At 41.3% G+C, this 17,395-nt stretch carries 12 protein-coding genes and 2 pseudogenes; 3 read left to right on the top strand and 11 right to left on the bottom strand.

Going from position 1 to position 17,395, the window contains the following annotated elements:
* The first annotated feature begins 17 nt into the window (after nucleotides 1–17).
* The 3 genes from NDM98_RS16585 (at nucleotide 18) to NDM98_RS16595 (ending at nucleotide 3,030) form a co-directional block, all read left to right on the top strand.
* Nucleotides 18–1,187, top strand: coding sequence for an extracellular solute-binding protein (locus NDM98_RS16585; protein ID WP_251610068.1), 1,170 nt, complete (start codon nucleotides 18–20; stop codon nucleotides 1,185–1,187).
* 82 nt (nucleotides 1,188–1,269) lie between these two features.
* Entirely contained in the window at nucleotides 1,270–2,190 is a 921-nt protein-coding gene (locus NDM98_RS16590; protein ID WP_251610405.1) for a carbohydrate ABC transporter permease, read from the top strand.
* A 12-nt stretch (nucleotides 2,191–2,202) separates the two neighbouring features.
* Nucleotides 2,203–3,030, top strand: coding sequence for a carbohydrate ABC transporter permease (locus NDM98_RS16595; protein ID WP_251610070.1), 828 nt, complete (start codon nucleotides 2,203–2,205; stop codon nucleotides 3,028–3,030).
* Nucleotides 3,031–3,773: 743 nt separating this feature from the next.
* On the opposite strand, the gene NDM98_RS16600 is transcribed toward NDM98_RS16595, so the two are convergent.
* The 11 genes and pseudogenes from NDM98_RS16600 to NDM98_RS16650 all read right to left on the bottom strand — a co-directional run bounded on the left by NDM98_RS16600 (nucleotide 3,774) and on the right by NDM98_RS16650 (nucleotide 17,380).
* Complete coding sequence (locus NDM98_RS16600; RefSeq protein ID WP_251610072.1) at nucleotides 3,774–4,736, bottom strand: ABC transporter permease; 963 nt, start codon at nucleotides 4,734–4,736, stop codon at nucleotides 3,774–3,776.
* Nucleotides 4,736–5,791 (bottom strand): ABC transporter permease, encoded by a 1,056-nt coding sequence (locus tag NDM98_RS16605; RefSeq protein WP_251610407.1) that lies wholly within the window; start codon nucleotides 5,789–5,791, stop codon nucleotides 4,736–4,738. The genes NDM98_RS16600 and NDM98_RS16605 overlap by 1 nt, the downstream gene beginning before the upstream one ends.
* Nucleotides 5,792–5,802: 11 nt before the next feature.
* Nucleotides 5,803–7,328, bottom strand: a pseudogene (locus tag NDM98_RS16610) (ABC transporter ATP-binding protein).
* Nucleotides 7,329–7,493: 165 nt separating this feature from the next.
* Nucleotides 7,494–8,610, bottom strand: a pseudogene (locus NDM98_RS16615) (BMP family lipoprotein).
* Nucleotides 8,611–8,857: 247 nt separating this feature from the next.
* Nucleotides 8,858–9,772 carry a CamS family sex pheromone protein gene (locus NDM98_RS16620; RefSeq protein ID WP_251610074.1) on the bottom strand — a complete coding sequence of 305 codons (915 nt, stop codon included), beginning with the start codon at nucleotides 9,770–9,772 and terminating at the stop codon, nucleotides 8,858–8,860.
* Between the two features lies 1 nt (nucleotide 9,773).
* Nucleotides 9,774–10,031 carry a hypothetical protein gene (locus tag NDM98_RS16625; protein ID WP_251610083.1) on the bottom strand — a complete coding sequence of 86 codons (258 nt, stop codon included), beginning with the start codon at nucleotides 10,029–10,031 and terminating at the stop codon, nucleotides 9,774–9,776.
* 29 nt (nucleotides 10,032–10,060) lie between these two features.
* Nucleotides 10,061–12,082, bottom strand: coding sequence for an NAD-dependent DNA ligase LigA (ligA, locus tag NDM98_RS16630; RefSeq protein ID WP_251610085.1), 2,022 nt, complete (start codon nucleotides 12,080–12,082; stop codon nucleotides 10,061–10,063).
* A gap of 14 nt (nucleotides 12,083–12,096) precedes the next feature.
* A complete protein-coding gene (gene pcrA, locus NDM98_RS16635; protein WP_251610086.1) occupies nucleotides 12,097–14,319 on the bottom strand; it encodes a DNA helicase PcrA in 2,223 nt (740 codons plus the stop codon).
* Nucleotides 14,320–14,367: 48 nt separating this feature from the next.
* On the bottom strand, nucleotides 14,368–15,066 hold the full coding sequence (gene pcrB / locus NDM98_RS16640) for a heptaprenylglyceryl phosphate synthase (RefSeq protein ID WP_251610088.1): 699 nt from the start codon (nucleotides 15,064–15,066) through the stop codon (nucleotides 14,368–14,370).
* 193 nt (nucleotides 15,067–15,259) lie between these two features.
* Nucleotides 15,260–16,192 (bottom strand): bile acid:sodium symporter family protein, encoded by a 933-nt coding sequence (locus tag NDM98_RS16645; protein ID WP_251610099.1) that lies wholly within the window; start codon nucleotides 16,190–16,192, stop codon nucleotides 15,260–15,262.
* A gap of 363 nt (nucleotides 16,193–16,555) precedes the next feature.
* Nucleotides 16,556–17,380 carry an ABC transporter ATP-binding protein gene (locus NDM98_RS16650; RefSeq protein ID WP_251610101.1) on the bottom strand — a complete coding sequence of 275 codons (825 nt, stop codon included), beginning with the start codon at nucleotides 17,378–17,380 and terminating at the stop codon, nucleotides 16,556–16,558.
* Between the last annotated feature and the right edge of the window lie 15 nt (nucleotides 17,381–17,395).

The raw sequence follows: 17,395 nt of genomic DNA on the forward strand, positions 1-17,395 counted from the left end.
AAAAGGGGGCAGGAAAAGTGAAGACGAAAATAGCTCTTACAACAGCTCTTGTATTAACCGTTCTTGGAGGATGCTCAAACGAAAATGAAAATGAGATCACACTTGATGTTTGGGCGATCGGGTGGGAAGCAGAACAGTTAGTAAATGAAGGCTACATTCTAGCATTTGAAGAAGAGAACCCTGGAGTAAAGGTTAATCTTCAAGCTATTCCTTGGGACAATATCTACGATAATCTATTAACTGCGGTTGCTTCAGGAAGTGGACCAGATGTTGTTCAGGTTGGATCTTCCTACATGGCTGACTTTTCAAGTACAGGATCGTTTCTTCCACTAGATGATTATGTCGATGAGTATCCTAATCTTGATCCTTCACACTTTTTTGATGGTGCTGTTGATTCAGCTGTTTATAATGGAGAGTTAATGGCTGTACCTTGGTATGTAGAAACTCGTGTTCTTTTTTACCGGACAGACTTGCTTGCTGAGGTTGGCTATCCAGATGGTCCAGATACATGGGAAGAGCTCTATGATGCTGCCAAAGCACTCTATAATCGGGGAGACGGCTTATATGGGATGACTTTACCTGAGAATGATGATACTATCCCCTACATTTTCGCATGGCAAAATGGGGTAGAGTTTGAAACAGAGGACAAAGGTGTAGATTTCTCTGATCCAGCATTTATTGAATCAGTTGAGTATTATACTCGTTTCTTTAAAGAAGATCTTGCTCCTCTTGGATTAGGTTTAGACCCTATGCAATCCTTTGTTGATGGAATTCAACCTATGTTCTTTGAGCCACCATTCCGCTATCAGCAATTGATTGATAACTACCCTGATTTTGATGAGTGGGACACAAAAATGATGCCAGGAAAAGAAAATAACGACTCTGTTATTGGTGGTTCAAACATGGCTGTTTTTGAATGGACGGAACACCCTGACGAAGCCGTTTCCTTTCTCTCTTATTTGACAGACCGGCAAACACAAATTGATTACTTTAAGGATGTAAAAGTCCTGCCTCCTAGAATAGACGCTTGGGAGGATCCAGCTTTGCAGGAAGATGAGAGACTTTACAGATATTATGAGCAGCTTCAGCACTCCAGAGCACAGCCCCAGGTTTTAAACTGGAATCGTATCAATGACGAATGGAAACGCTCAGAGCAGCGAATAACCAGAGCTTGGTTATTCAGTTGAAGAGGAGATTAACGATTTCCGTTCTCGTATTGAACCTATGATTGTTACCGATGATGAATAAAAGGGGGTAGCCAAAATGGACATGGCTCGCAAAAAAGGATTCAAACCAAATCAGTCGATAAAAAGGCCGTTCAAGCCGGAGCCTTATTACTTTATCACACCAGCTATCGTGTTACTTATTGTGTTTGCTGTCTTACCAATTTTCATAGCACTTGTCATTAGCTTCACTGACATGGACTTACGCGGAATTTCAAACTGGTCAAACATCACATTCGTTGGCTTAGAAAACTACCGTGTGTTACTGTCTGATCCTATTTTTTGGACGTCGCTTTACAATACTTTTTTCTATGTTGTTATTGGTGTACCTTTAGTCATTCTTAGCTCACTAGGAGCTGCGTTACTCTTAAGCTATGGATCAAATAAACTCTTTCAATTCTTCAGAGTTATTTATTATATGCCTGCGATTACAAATATCGTTGCAATCGCTGTTATATGGGGATTCTTATACAATGTTTCGTACGGTTTATTTAACCAAATTTTAGGTTTTATTAACGCAGGACCTATTCCATGGTTAGAGGATCCAACGATTGCTAAGCTGTCTCTCATCCTCCTGGCTGTGTGGAAAGGGATTGGGATTAACATGCTCATCTATTTGGCTGCTTTACAGTCCATTCCAAAGGATTATTACGAAGCAGCAACAATCGATGGGGCAAGTCGCACCCAGCAGTTCTTTAAAATTACTTTCCCACTTCTAGGATTTGCGACGTTTTTTATCACAGTAACAACGCTAATTGGTTGGTTACAATTTTTTGAGGAACCATTTGTCATGACACAAGGCGGTCCATTAGATGGCACCATTTCAATCGCCCTGTTCATCTACCAAACTGGTTTTAGCTACAGTAACTTTGGCTATGCTGCCGCCGCTTCATTTGTTCTTTTTATCATCATCATTATCGCGACGCTTATCCAATTTAAGCTACGTAGAAAACAAGAGGATATTTAAGGAGGTATTATCGTGGCTGTCAAACACCGTTCTAAAACAGAGGTAGGACTTGTAACCGCTTTACTGTTTCTTGTAGGATTTATCCTATCCATTCCTTTTTTGTGGATGCTGCTGTCAGCGTTTAAACCAAACACTGAATTGATTCAAATTCCAGTTCGTATACTCCCACAAACATGGACACTAGAAAACTTCACTCGACTATTTACTGAAATGAACTTTGGTATTTATTTACGAAACACACTTATTCTCGTTGGGTGCTCCTTAATAGGATTGTTCTTTAACGCCATGGCTGGATATAGCTTTGCGAAATTTGATTTTAAGGGCAATCGACCATTATTCTTTTTAGTTCTAGCTACAATGATGATTCCTGGACAGGTAACCATGATCCCGGTATACCTGATCTTAAATCAGTTTGGCTTAACGAACACGATGACAGGTATTGTCTTACCAGGTCTTATCGCGGCATTTAGTATCTTTTTGTTTAAACAATTTATGTCTACCATTCCTGACGCCCTACTAGAAGCAGCAAGGTTAGATGGTGCTGGAGAATTTTATATCTTCTTTAAACTAGTTTTACCAATGGCTAAACCGATCTTAGCCGTGCAAGGAATTTTGGCTTTTATCGGAGCATGGAATAGCTTCCTATGGCCACTTATCGTCGCGAACTCACAAGACTTATACACACTCTCTGTTGGACTGGCCCTACTACAAGGACAAGCAGGCGAGAATTACGCTCTGCAAATGGCCGGATCCGCTGTTATGGTTGTACCAATTCTGATTGTCTTTGCGATTTTCCAAAAGTATATTGTCGACGGGTTTACAATGTCAGGAATTAAATAATGAATTGAAGATTTCAGAGGAGCCAAATTGATCTTTGTCAATTTGGTTTTTTTGATGGGACTGAGAGGAGAAAAGGGGAACGATTCCAGGATACATCGGTTAGATTCGGGGCGCTATCGTTTTGATTTGGAGATCTATCGTTTCAATTGTCTCTCTATCGTTTTGATTTGGAGATCTATCGTTTCACTTTGTCTCTCTATCGTTTTGATTCAGGGGTCTATCGTTTCACTTTGTCCTCCATCGTTTTGATTCGGGGGTCTATCGTTTCACTTTGTCCTCTATCGTTTTGATTCAGGGGGGTATCGTTTCACTTTGTCCTCTATCGTTTTGATTCGGAGGTCTATCGTTTCACTTTGTCCTCTATCGTTTTGATTCGGAGGTCTATCGTTTCACTTTGTCCTCCATCGCTTCAATCCACTCTCCATTGCCCCACTTTCATGCTCCATCGCTCCAATCCACGTCCCATTGCTCCACTTTCATGCTCCATGGCTCCAATCCACGTCCCATTGCTCCGCTTTCATGTTCCATCGCTCCAATCCACGTCCCATTGCTCCACTTTCATGCTCCATCGCTCCAATCCACGTCCCATTGCTCCACTCTCATGCTCCATCGCTCCAATCCACATCCCATTGCTCCACTTTCATGCTCCATCGCTCCAATCCATCGCTCCAACCGCTCCACCCCCCCAACCAAAAACCCCGCCCACCTTCCCAGGCAGACGGGGTTCTTCTCATATAGTTCTCTTATCTCGATCCCTTTAGATACGCGGAGCCGAGGGCTTTTGGTCCTTCTGAGCGTCCGACAAATCCTGCTAGGGCGAGGATTGTTAAGACGTATGGTGCAATTAACAAGAAGACAGATGGCACACTTGAGAGCATTGGAATCTGCGCTCCGGTTATGCTGAGTGCTTGGGCAAAGCCGAAGAAAAGTGCGGCTCCCATTGCACCAAGCGGATGCCATTTTCCAAAGATTAATGCGGCTAGTGCCATAAATCCTTGGCCGGCGATGGTTGTACCAGAGAAGTTTCCTGTAACGGTGACAGCCAGTGCTGCTCCTCCGAGTCCACCAAACGCACCACTGAGCATCACACCAATATAGCGCATACGTGTAACGTTAATTCCCATTGTATCAGCTGCCTGCGGGTGCTCACCAACGGAACGGATACGTAAACCGAATGGGGTAAAATAAATCACAAAGTACACAACGATCGCAAGACCAATCGCGATAAATGAAGTGATATACGTATTGGAAAAGAACAAAGGTCCGATAAAAGGAATGTCGCTTAAGACCGGTACATCAAAACGGAAGAAACGGTTTTGGATGTAATCGGTTTGACCTTTATCATAAATTAATTTGATTAAGAACACACATAGACCAACTGCTAAAAGGTTCAGGGCTACACCACTTACTACTTGATCAGCACGAAAATGGATAGACGCAACGGCATGTGTGAGGGAGAATAAGGCTCCTATCACAATCGCTGCGAGTAAACCTAGCCAAGTTGAAGCTGGTCCCATGCCTGCAGATTCAAGAGTCAGTGTTGTGACAATGGCTGAGAAGGCACCGACAACCATAAGTCCTTCTAGTCCAATGTTAATGACACCAGAACGTTCACTAAACAGTCCGCCAAGTGCGGTAAGCATAAGGGGAGCTGCAGCATAGATCGCAGCAGGAACAACAAGAGCTAAAATCGCCATAATACTCATTATTGATTCCCCTCCTTCTTTTTCTGAATTCGTAATAAGACCCATCTAATAATGTAGCTTGATGCAACAAAAAAGATGATTAGGGCAATCACAATATCGATTAGTTCCATTGGCACACCAGCTTGAGACTGCATAGTGGTTGCTCCTGATTTTAAGCCACCAAATAGGAACGCTGATAAGAAGATACCTAGTGATGAATTTGCACCTAAAAGAGCAACGGCAATTCCATCAAATCCGATATTGGTGAAACCTGTTAAGATCGACATATATCCATACATTCCTAGTCCTTGCATAGCTCCTGCTAGCCCGGCAAATGAACCAGAGATTAACATTGTAACGATCACATTACGGCCAACACTCATTCCCGCATAACGAGATGCATGTTGGTTAAAACCAACTGAACGAAGCTCGTATCCAAGTGATGTTTTCCATAAAAGGAACCACATAAATAGACACGCAAGAATCGCGACAATAATGCCGTAGTGAAGTCGTGAAAAATCGGTTATTGATTCTAGAAAATCAGACTGTAAGGAAGCGGTCGGCTGAATACTTTCCGTCCGTTCGCCTGGAACAATTAAATACGCACGAATAATCGAGTTCACAACATGATAACCAACGTAATTCATCATGATACAAACAATGACTTCATTTACATGAAACTTTGCTTTTAAAAGTCCGGGTACAAACGCCCATAATGCTCCAGCTGCTGCCCCTGCCAAAATCGCAAGTGGCAAATGTACGATCATTGGCGCTTCTACAACGATCCCAACGTATACGGCCGCAAGCCAGCCAACTAAAACCTGTCCTTCTACACCGATGTTTAACAAACCAGCACGGTATGCAAACGCTACGGCTAGACCAGACAGAATTAACGGAGTCATCGCACGAACGGTTTCTCCAATGTAAAATGACTCACTAAAAATCCCATTAAATAACGCACTATATCCACCAATCGGATCATAACCGCTGACAAGCATAATAATGCCGCCAACAAACATGCCTAGAAAAATGGCGATGAGTGGGATGGCCACATTAAACAAGCGACCACGGCTCATGAAAAACGACTTCATTCTGTTTCACCTGCTTTCGCTTTTCCGCCAGCCATAAGTAGTCCTAACTGTTGCTCATTGGTTTCGTGAGCATTGACAATATCCACGATTTCACCATCATAGATTACAGCAATTCGGTCACTGACATTTAGAACTTCATCTAATTCAAGAGACATAAGTAAAACCGCACGTCCTTTGTCTCGTTCTTTAATTAGTCGTTTGTGAATCGTTTCAATTGCCCCTACATCCAAACCACGTGTTGGCTGAGCTGCAATCAAAAGATCAGGAGAACGGTCGACTTCCCGGGCAATAATAGCCTTCTGCTGGTTTCCACCAGAAAGCGCTGAGTTGGAGTATGTGCACTAGGTGTACGCACATCGTAGTCTTGGATTAACTCCTGAGCTTTTTCATATAAGGCTTTATAATTCATAATTAAGTATTTTGATAAAGGTTTTTTATAATAGGTTTGAAGGGCGATATTTTCACCAACTGTAAAATCTAACACTAATCCTAACTTGTGACGATCCTCGGGAATATGCCCAACTCCAGCTTCTGTCACTTTTCGAGGTGATAATCCGTTAATTTTTTTACCATTTAGTTCAATCGTTCCTGAATGAACCTTTTTTAATCCAGTAATCGCTTCAATCAGCTCTGACTGACCATTTCCTTCAACCCCAGCCAGTCCAACAATTTCACCAGCACGGATATTTAAGCTAAGTGACTTCACCATCTCAATACCACGGCTGTCTTTTACAGTTAAGTCCGAGACATTAAGTACGGTTTCTTTAGGGGACGCTAGTTCTTTCTCCACACTAAAGTTGACCTCACGTCCTACCATCATATTGGCAAGCTGCTGAGTATCTGTATCGGCAACATCAACCGTACCAATACCTACACCACGACGAATAACCGTACAACGATCACAGATCGCCTTTATTTCCTTCAACTTATGTGTGATCATGATAATTGATTTGCCTTCAGCAACTAATGTTTTCATGATCGCCATCAGCTCTTTGATCTCTTGTGGTGTAAGAACAGCTGTTGGTTCATCAAAGATCAAGATATCCGCGCCACGATATAATGTTTTTAAAATTTCTGCACGTTGCTGCATACCTACTGAGATATCTTCAACTTTGGCGTAAGGATCAACTGCCAAGCCGTATTTTTTGGAAATCTCCGCTACTTCTTTTGCAGCTTTGCGAAGATTAATGCGACCACCTTTTGTTGGCTCGCTTCCTAGAATGATGTTTTCTGTTACATTAAATTTTTCTACTAACATAAAGTGCTGATGCACCATGCCAATTCCTAAACGGTTTGCTGCATTCGGGTCCGTAATATCTACCTTTTCCCCACGGACTTTTATTTCACCTTTTTCTGGTTGGTACAAACCAAATAACACATTCATTAATGTGGATTTCCCCGCACCATTTTCACCAAGCAAAGCATGGATTTCACCTTTTTTTACTTGAAGCGTAATATTGTCATTTGCAACGATGCCCGGAAATTCTTTACGGATCCCGTTCATTTCAATGACATAGCTCATTATGTTCACTCCTTGCTTTGGATAACAGCGTTTTATTCCTTATAGATACTAAAAAGGATGACTGATGAACAGGACCGAAGCCATTCATCAACTATCCTTTCTACAGTCCAATACATGAAACAAAGGCTAGCAGTCACTAGCCTTTGCCTTGTATACATGTGCCTCTTACTCAAGAGTTCCAAGAAATGCTTCGTATTCTTCGTCATTTTTAGGGATTTCGATGTCACCAGCGATAATCTGACCTTTATAGTCTTCTACCGCACTAAGATCTTCATCCGTTAAATTCTGTTCTGATTCTGCAATATCGATTGCTGAATCATCTAAACCAAATTCTAAAACTTCTCCACCTGGGAAGTTACCATTCATCGTATCTTCAGAAACGATTTGTACTGCTTGGTCTGTACGCTTAACCATAGATGTTAATGTAACAGACTCATCATCACCGTACACACCTTCTTCATACTGGTCACGGTCTACACCGATTACCCAGATATCTTCATTGTTACGCGCACGGTTAATGGCTTCAGTGAATACACCATTACCAGAATCACCAGCAGAGTGGTAGATAATATCTGTACCATTAGAGTACATTGTGTTCGCGATTTGTTGTGCTTTTGTTGGATCGTTAAAATCAGCTACATATTGAACTTCGATTTCAGCATCAGGATTAACAGACATCACGCCTGCTTTGAAGCCACTCTCGAATTTCTTAATTAGCTCACCTTCAACTCCACCAACGAAACCTACTTTATTTGTTTCAGAACGAAGTCCAGCTACAACTCCAACAAGGAATGAGCCTTCATGTTCTTTAAATGTAATATTAGCAATGTTAGGAATTAGATTTCCATCTTTATCACTTACAACTGTATCCACAATTGCCAAGCTGAGCATCTTCATTTTGAGTTGCTACTGTGCGAATGGCATCTTCCATTAGGAAGCCAATTCCCCAAGATAGATCATAATCTTCACGAACTAGTTGACGAAGGTTTGGTTCAAAATCATCCATTTTAGCAGATTGAAGGTATTGATAGTTCGTTCCTTCTTCAAGCCCTTGCTCTCCACCAAATGCTTGTAAACCTTCCCATGCAGATTGGTTAAATGACTTATCGTCAATTCCGCCCACATCTGTAACCATTCCTACTTTGAATTCAGAAGCTTCTGTAGCTCCGTCTTCTCCAGCTTCTCCGTCACCTGCTGTGTTGTCATCTCCTGACGTTCCACATGCAGATAGTGCAAGAACTGCCACTGTTGATAATGTGAGTGTTTGTAACCACTTTTTCAAACTAATTGCCCCCTTTTATTTATACATCCCATCCCTTTACCCGTGAAAGCTTGTCCACGTGTAAAGAGCAGTTGTAAATGAGCGGCCCTAGTCATCAGAAGTCTGATGACTACCCTTCTCTCATGTCTAACCGAACTTAATATATCATACGAATGACTAATGATAAACAGTTTTTTGAGATTGTTTTAGATTTACACAAAAAAGCCTTATTTCTCTCCATAAACAGGAAAGAAATAAGGCTTTTACTTTAGTCCATCACATGAATAAAGGGGTCTTCACCGGGCTCAGAAACGATTAAACTTTCTTGTTCACCGTTCACTGAATTAACATTCACTTCGACCTTAATATCTTCATAATAATCAGGGATAATCGAAGCGATAAATTGAGTTAACGCAACAATCTCTGTTTTCCCATAAAAACGTAAAGGAATATCAACCGTTAACTCGGTTAACCGATCATTTTGATAGAACCCTTTTCCAACTACACCTACATACGTACTAAAAAAGTTCTGAATTTCTTCTTGAAAACGACCAAATTTATCAGAATCATCGCGCACATCTTGATTTGCTCGATCAGACGGGAATAGATAAAAGTTTTCATTAATAGAATCCCAGCTACCAAGATCAGAGTTTGCTTCTGCAATAGCTGTCTGGAAGTAGGTTCCTGAAATAATCGATTCACGTGGTTGCTCTCTGAACAAACCAATAACAATTGGAATGTTATTAAAATCGCCGTCAAAACGTTCTTGGTCTCTTAAACGAGTTACCACCTCTGCCGCAATACGCTCGCCATCTTCCTGAGTGACTTCATCATCGAGAGGCGTTCTGTAAAAGTCATAAAGACCATTTTCATCGGTAATCCGAAAATTGTAAACACTATTAAGCGAGATTCCAATGACGATCCCACCTAATTCAAGTTCCCCATCACTATTCTCTATCATGTAATTTTGCTCTAATATGTGTGAAAGTGTGCGTGGATTACTTTCTTCTTGTTCCTTTTGGTCGCTTCCTTCTCCAAGTGGAGGATTTAAGCCATTTGGATTACCTTCTTCATCATAACGCCGAAGCCAATTGTTTAATTCATCTTTATCTATAAATAGACCCTCACGTAAAGAATACTCTTGTTGCGGAAAATGCTCCTTCGCAATGCGTGTTAATCCCATCTCAAGCTTGGTCCAAATCGAGTCGATTATACACAACATCTGTACCAAAGCCACGCGTCTTCCCACTCTGGTATTGCCCGTTAACCAGGATTGCCTGATAGTAATTTTCTGGTGAACTAACTGGTGGTACAATGGTTATTTCTTGATCATTTGCTGGGTTCTCAACCTCTGAATTCTCCGGCTCCTCCTGAGAAAAAGGAAAACAACCTGCCATCAACAGTACCAAAGGTAAAGTCACCAATCCCCATCTTTTAAACATGAACCGCCTTGCCCCTCTCGTGCATGTATTTACCCTTTATTCAGCTCCTGCATAAGTCGGTCCTCATCCCAAATTTCGATGTTAAGCTGCTCGGCTTTTGAACGCTTGGAGCCTGCATCTGCTCCTGCGATCAGTAAATCTGTTTTTTTGCTTACACTGCCAGTGACCTTACTTCCCAGTAACTCTAATTGTTCTTTGGCTTCATCACGTGAAAGCTGTTCAAGCTTTCCGGTCAGAACAACCGTTTTTCCTGCTAAAGGAGAGTTAGCTGCATCTACATCCGTGACGGTTACAGGTTTAGGACCGGTATAAGACATATTTAAACCTGCCTCTTTTAGCTGCTCTAGTAAGTCCTCTACTTCTGGTTTTTCAAAGTAGCTTACAATTGAATCAGCCATCTTCTCACCGATCTCATCTACTGAAATAAACTCTTCTTTTGTCGCTTGTTTTAAAGCATCCATGGTTTCAAAATGCTGCGCTAATGTTCTAGCTGCTTTTGAACCAATAAATCGAATGCCAAGTCCAAATAATACTCGTTCTAATGAATTAGACTTTGAATTCTCTATTGATTGTAACAGATTATCAACGGATTTTTCGCCCATTCGTTCAAGGTTCAATAAATCATCTTTTTTTAATGCATATAGATCTGCGACATTTCCAATTAACTGATGAGAGAAAAGCTGTGTGATGACCTTTTCACCTAATCCATCAATATTCATTGCTGTCCTTGAAACAAAGTGAATAAGTCCTTCACGAATTTGTGCAGGGCACTCTGGATTGATACACCGAAGAGCGACTTCTCCCTCAATACGAACAAGTTCACTGTCACATTCAGGGCAATGAGTAGGCATGTGGAATTCTTGTTCTTCACCGGTTCGTAGTTCAACAAGTACATTCACAACTTCAGGAATGATATCACCGGCTTTTTTGACAACAACCGAATCTCCAAGCTTTACATCTTTCTCCCGAATCAAGTCCTCATTATGCAATGATGCTCTTTTGACCGTTGTGCCTGCAACTGAGACCGGTTCAAGAACAGCCGTTGGTGTGACAACACCTGTGCGCCCTATATTAAGCTCAATATCTAATAGCTTAGTCACAACTTCTTCCGCAGGGAACTTGTAAGCAGTTGCCCAACGAGGACTCTTAGCCGTAAAGCCCATCTCTTTTTGTAGTTGAAGCGAATCAACCTTTATGACAATACCATCTATCTCATAAGCAAGGTCATGACGCTTCTCTACCCATGTCTCCGTATAAGCGATTACGTCCTCAATGGACTCACAACGTGTTGTTTCAGTATTCACCTTAAATCCGGTCTCTTTTAAAAAGGATAGTCCCTCATAGTGTGAATCAATTTCTTTGCCTTGTAATTCACCGATTGAATAGACATATAAAGAGAGATTGCGTTTGGCTGCAATTTTTGGATCAAGCTGACGCAAGGAGCCGGCGGCTGCATTACGAGGATTAGCAAACGGCTCTTCACCTGCTTCTTTTTTTGCGTTATTTAAAGCTTCAAATGAACGCTTCGGCATATACGCTTCGCCTCGCACTTCAAGATCGACTTGATTTTTCAATCGAAGTGGGACAGCCGACACTGTTTTTAAGTTATTCGTAATGTCCTCACCAGTTGTTCCGTCACCTCTTGTGGCACCACGAACTAGCTTGCCATCTTCATAGGTGAGTGAAACCGCAAGTCCATCTATTTTTAATTCACAAATATATGCAACTGGAGTGTCTCCCGCAAATTGTCGGACACGACGATCGAAATCACGTAGATCTTGTTCATTAAAGGCATTGCCTAAACTCATCATTGGAATCTGATGAGCTACTTTTTTAAAATGTGGCAGTGGTGCACCACCAACACGAACGGATGGAGAATCATCAGTCACCAGGTCGGGAAACATCTCCTCAATCTCCAAAAGCTCATTTAATAACCGGTCATATTCTTGATCCGGCACAATAGGAGTGTCCATTACATAATAGTGATAGCCATACTTCTCCAGCTTCTCTCTTAATTCAGTCAGCTGTTTTGTGGCTTGATTCTTATCCATTCAGCTCGTCCTTTCTATTCCTTGGTAATCGGGGCAAATTGAGCAAATAAACGCTTCACACCAGTAGGCGGTGAAAACGCAATATCTAGTTCAACCGATTGCCCTTCTCCCTTCATACTCACAACTGTACCTACGCCCCATTTCTTATGGTGCGCCTTATCGCCAACATTCCATTCAAAGTCCTCTCCACCAGTTGAGGCAATTTGAGGTCTTGATGGACGTGATGGTCTACTTGCTGAATGCGTTACAGCAGATCTAGGTCTCATTGCTCGCTCCGGCTGCTCTCCAAGCACTTCTACAAACTCCTCAGGAATCTCCTTCAAAAAGCGAGATGGAGGATTTGCATTTGTGCGACCAAAAATCGTCCGTGTTCTCGCATTCGTCATAAACAACTGCTTCTCAGCACGAGTAATGCCCACATAAGCAAGACGTCGTTCTTCTTCCATTTCATCCTGCTCAAACAATGAACGGCTGTGCGGGAAGATACCTTCCTCCAGTCCAATTAAAAATACCAATGGAAACTCAAGACCCTTGGCAGAGTGAAGAGTCATTAATGTAATGGCATCCTTTGGACCTTCCTCAGGTTGATCATCAAGCTTGTCTATATCAGCGACTAATGCAAGATCTGTTAGAAAAGCAACGAGGGTTTTGTCTTCACTACGTTTCTCAAATTCTCTTGTAACGGTGATAAACTCGTCGATATTTTCAAGTCTGCTCTGTGCCTCAAGTGTCTGTTCATTTTTTAACGCATCCCGGTAGCCTGTTTTCTCAAGCACTTCTTCTACAAGCTCTGTAACCGTCAGATAATCCTGCATCTGTACCCAGTTCGCAATTTGATCTCTAAACTCTTTAAGTTTGCTGAGCGCTCTAGCGGTTACTCCCATTTCGTCCACTTCAAATAGAGCACGGTGCATGGACATCCCATTTTGCAAGGCATATGCTAGCACCTTGTCAACGGTTGTTGCACCAAGACCACGCTTAGGCACATTCACGATTCGCTGTAGGCTGATGTCATCATCAGAATTGGAAATCAGGCGTAAATAAGCAAGTACATCTTTAATTTCTTTACGATCATAGAACTTTGTGCCGCCGACAATATTGTAGTCAAAGTTAGACTTCACAAAAAATTCCTCAATAATACGTGACTGAGCATTTGTGCGATAAAGAACCGCAATATCTGAATAGGTATAATTAGCATTCTGAATAGCATCACGAATTTGTTCGACGACAAAATGTGCTTCATCCTGTTCAGTAGCTCCAGAGAATTGGCCAATTTTATTTCCTTCGTCATTTTCCGTCCACAGATTCTTTGGTTTGCGGTTGCCATTATTATTTATGACCTTATTCGCTGCATCAAGAATTCGTTTTGTTGAGCGATAGTTTTGCTCAAGTAGGATAACGGCAGCATTTGGATAGTCTTCTTCAAAGGAAAGGATGTTTCCAATATCCGCACCACGCCACTTATAGATCGACTGATCCGAGTCACCAACCACACAGACATTTTTTAAACGTTCACCTATCATTTTAACGAGCATGTACTGAGCTCGGTTGGTATCCTGATACTCATCCACATGAATGTATTGGAACTTACGTTGGTAGAACTCCAATACTTCAGGAACAAGCTTAAATAGCTCAATGGTTTTCATAATCAGATCATCAAAATCTAGAGCATTGTTTTGCTTAAGTCGTTTTTGATATTCCGTATAAACTTCTGAAGCTACCTCTTGAAAAGGTCCTGTTGCCTTTGCCGCAAATTCTGTTGGCTTCTGCAGCTCATTTTTCGCTCCACTAATTGACGCTAATATACTTTTCGCATCAAATTTCTTTGGATCGATATTCTGCTTTTTTAAGATCTGTTTAATTACTGACAGTTGATCCGTTGAATCGAGTATTGAAAAACTGCGACTATAACCCATCCGGTCAATATCTCTTCGTAAGATACGTACACACATAGAGTGAAAGGTCGAGATCCAAATATCTTCTGCAATCGGTCCAACAAGACCCGCAACTCTGTCCTTCATCTCCCGTGCAGCTTTATTTGTAAATGTAATGGCCAATACATTCCACGGAGCAACCTCTTTTTCCCGTAGCAAATAAGCAATCCGGTGTGTTAAAACTCTGGTTTTTCCACTTCCCGCTCCTGCCATCAATAATAATGGTCCGTCTGTTGTAATCACGGCCTGTTTCTGTTCAGGGTTAAGACCTGACAACATTTTCTCAACAATATTACTTTGCATACACTCACCACCAAACAAATGTTCTTATTCTTATCTTACTAAACTCTTCTAAGAAAGCAAGTCTCCTTTTACAGCAGAGACAGTTTTTAATGCTTCTTTTAAATTCTCATAAATAACATTGCCAACCACAATTGCGTCAGCATAAGCAGCCATTTCTTCCGCTTGTTCACTTGTGGCAATACCGCCACCATAAAATAACCTTGTTTGTTCAAGAATGGAGGATGCCTGTTTTACGATATTAGGGTCTCCATATGTACCGCTATATTCAAGATAAAATATAGGGAGCTTATAGAGATGCTCTGCCATTCTTGCATAGGCCAGGACGTCCTCTGTATCAAGATCAGTTGCCGCGTCCGTAAGATGAGCAACTTTAGCATCTGCATTTAGAACACAGTAGCCTTCAGGGATGATCTCATCCCAGTTCATGATTGCTCCATATTCTTTTAAAGCAGCATGATGATGTCCTGTTATCCATTCAGTCTTCTGGCTATTAAGAACGGTTGGAATAAAGAAATAATCAAAGCCTGGGGTTATCGCTTCGGCATTTGATACTTCAAGTACACACGGCACCGCATACCGTCTTATTCTGACCAAGAGCTGAAGTGTATTATCTAATGTCACTCCATCCGTTCCACCAACGATAATCGCGTCTGTGCCTGATTCACAAATTGCTTCAAGATCCTCATCTGATAGCTCTTTATTAGGATCAAGCTTAAATATATGCTTCCAATGCTGATAATCAGCCATTCAATCAACTCCCATGAACATGTGCACAAAAAAAGCCGCAACTGCGGACCTTTACATACAACTGACAGTGAAACTTTAGTACGCCTATTATAACAAAGATACAGGTACTTGTCGTCTAACCTTTGACCTTGATTAAACATAAAAAAACACAGATGCAGCATCTTCTGCTGTATCTGTGTTTTTGAAAACAAAATCATTTATTCGTTGGTCTTTTTGACCAAATCGAAACCATTATTGGCCCGGTTATGTTATGGACTACTGAGAATATGGCACTTGGCAAGGCTGTAATTGGTTCAAAATAATCTGAGGCAAGAGACGCTCCAAGCCCAGAGTTTTGCATGCCTACTTCAATCGAGACAGCACGTTTTTTTGATTCATCGAGCTTAAACACCCACGCTGTTACATACCCGAGTAATAAACCAAATGTGTTATGAAGTAATACAACTAAAAATAGTAAAAAGGCAGTTGTTGCTAGATTGTCTTTATTTGCTGATACAACCGCTGTAACAATTGCTAGAATCGCTAAAATTGAAACAAGCGGTAGTGCAGGAACACTCTTGTCCACAACTGCTGGTAAAAATCTTCGTAATAAAATCCCTAAAGCAATGGGAATAAGAATCACTTTTACAATGGACATAAACATTGCACCTGTATCAACATTAACCCATTGACTGGCTAACACAAACATAATAGTCGGAGTCATAATTGGTGCAAGTAATGTTGAAATGGACGTCATGGCAACAGATAATGGCAGATCTCCTTTTGCTAAAAAAACCATAACATTAGATGCCGTTCCGCCTGGACAAGCACCTACTAAAATAATACCAACTGCTAGTTCATATGGAAGATTAAAAAGCTGTGTTAGACCAAATGCAATACATGGCATTAATACAAACTGCGCTACCACTCCGATAAGAACAGGAATTGGTTTCTTTGCGACGATTGCAAAATCAGAGGCTTTCATCGTAAGACCCATTCCAAACATAATGATCCCAAGTAAAAACGTGATATGTGGTTGAATCCATGTAAAGCCCCCCGGCGATACAAAAGCAATTACACTCACTAAGATAACAATTAAAGCAAAATACTTACTGATTAGTTGTCCTGCTCTCTCTACTGCGTGCATGGTTCACAATCCTCTCTCTAAGCGTTCAAACTATTCTAACATTCTATTGTGCTACAACGCTATAAAGGATTAAATAATTTTTATAGACAAACAAAAAACCCTAGCAACTTAAGCTTAGGGCGTGTTCGAGGATTATTGGTATGATCGGAAGAGTATTCCTTACATCAGAAGCGAGATTCCTTTTACAACTCCTACCACAGCCACCCAGCAAGGCAAACTGATCAGTAGTGCCCAGCCAGATCCAATGACGATGTTCTCTTCTGTCTCCATGAACACGGCTCCTCTCTTCTTGTGATAAGTTCAGTATAGAGGGAGCATGTTAATTGGAGATAAAGCGAATGTAAAGATTAGTTGATAATCATGTTAAGCATATGCATACGTTTGTTTAGAACCGACTACTTTTGAACTTAATAGATCATATGTCAGGCAGACAGGCTTATTGGTTCTTGGATCTTTCACTACCTCTGCATCGATATTAAAGACACGCTCTAACACCTCAGAGGTCATGACCAATTCAGGAATACCTTCTTTAATAATCGTTCCTCCATTTAAAGCAACCATATGATGAGCAAAACGGGCTGCATGGTTTAAATCGTGAATCACCATGACAACTGTTCGCTTCTGTTCTTTGTTTAATCGTTCAAGCAGCTGCAGAATCTCTAGCTGATGGGCCAAATCTAAGTATGTTGTCGGCTCATCCAATAACAGTAAGTCCGTTTCTTGAGCTAATGCCATCGCAATCCATACACGTTGGCGTTGTCCACCTGATAGTGCGTCAATTGGACGGTCATGAAATTCAAGCATTCCTGTTACTTCAAGTGCCCAATACACAATTTCATTATCTTCCTTTGTTAACTTACCAAACCCTTTTTGATGAGGAAAGCGACCGTAAGATACTAATTCCATTACTGTTAACCCACTTGGAGCTTCAGGAGTCTGTGGCAAGATCGCCATTTTTTTAGCAATCGTTTTTGTGGACTCCTTATGAATCGCTGTTCCGTCTAGATATACTGCGCCTTTTTTTGCCGCTAGAATACGTGCCATTGTTTTTAAAATGGTTGACTTCCCACATCCGTTTGGACCAATAATCGTTGTGATTTGTCCCTCAGGAATTTCGATATCCAGTCCCTTTACAATGTCTCGATCACCATATGAAATATCTAAAGCTTCTGTAGAAAGTCTAACCACTCTAATCACTCCTCA

Origin of the sequence: Alkalicoccobacillus plakortidis, from assembly GCF_023703085.1 — a bacterium.
Lineage (GTDB): Bacteria > Bacillota > Bacilli > Bacillales > Bacillaceae_D > Alkalicoccobacillus > Alkalicoccobacillus plakortidis.

Coding starts and splice junctions, on each gene's coding strand:
- NDM98_RS16590 (WP_251610405.1), top strand. CDS start 1,270: ATGGCTCGCAAAAAAGGATTCAAACCAAATCAGTCGATAAAAAGGCCG.
- NDM98_RS16600 (WP_251610072.1), bottom strand. CDS start 4,736: ATGAGTATTATGGCGATTTTAGCTCTTGTTGTTCCTGCTGCGATCTAT.
- NDM98_RS16605 (WP_251610407.1), bottom strand. CDS start 5,791: ATGAGCCGTGGTCGCTTGTTTAATGTGGCCATCCCACTCATCGCCATT.
- NDM98_RS16620 (WP_251610074.1), bottom strand. CDS start 9,772: ATGGGATTAACACGCATTGCGAAGGAGCATTTTCCGCAACAAGAGTAT.
- NDM98_RS16625 (WP_251610083.1), bottom strand. CDS start 10,031: ATGTTTAAAAGATGGGGATTGGTGACTTTACCTTTGGTACTGTTGATG.
- ligA (WP_251610085.1), bottom strand. CDS start 12,082: ATGGATAAGAATCAAGCCACAAAACAGCTGACTGAATTAAGAGAGAAG.
- pcrA (WP_251610086.1), bottom strand. CDS start 14,319: ATGCAAAGTAATATTGTTGAGAAAATGTTGTCAGGTCTTAACCCTGAA.
- pcrB (WP_251610088.1), bottom strand. CDS start 15,066: ATGGCTGATTATCAGCATTGGAAGCATATATTTAAGCTTGATCCTAAT.
- NDM98_RS16645 (WP_251610099.1), bottom strand. CDS start 16,192: ATGCACGCAGTAGAGAGAGCAGGACAACTAATCAGTAAGTATTTTGCT.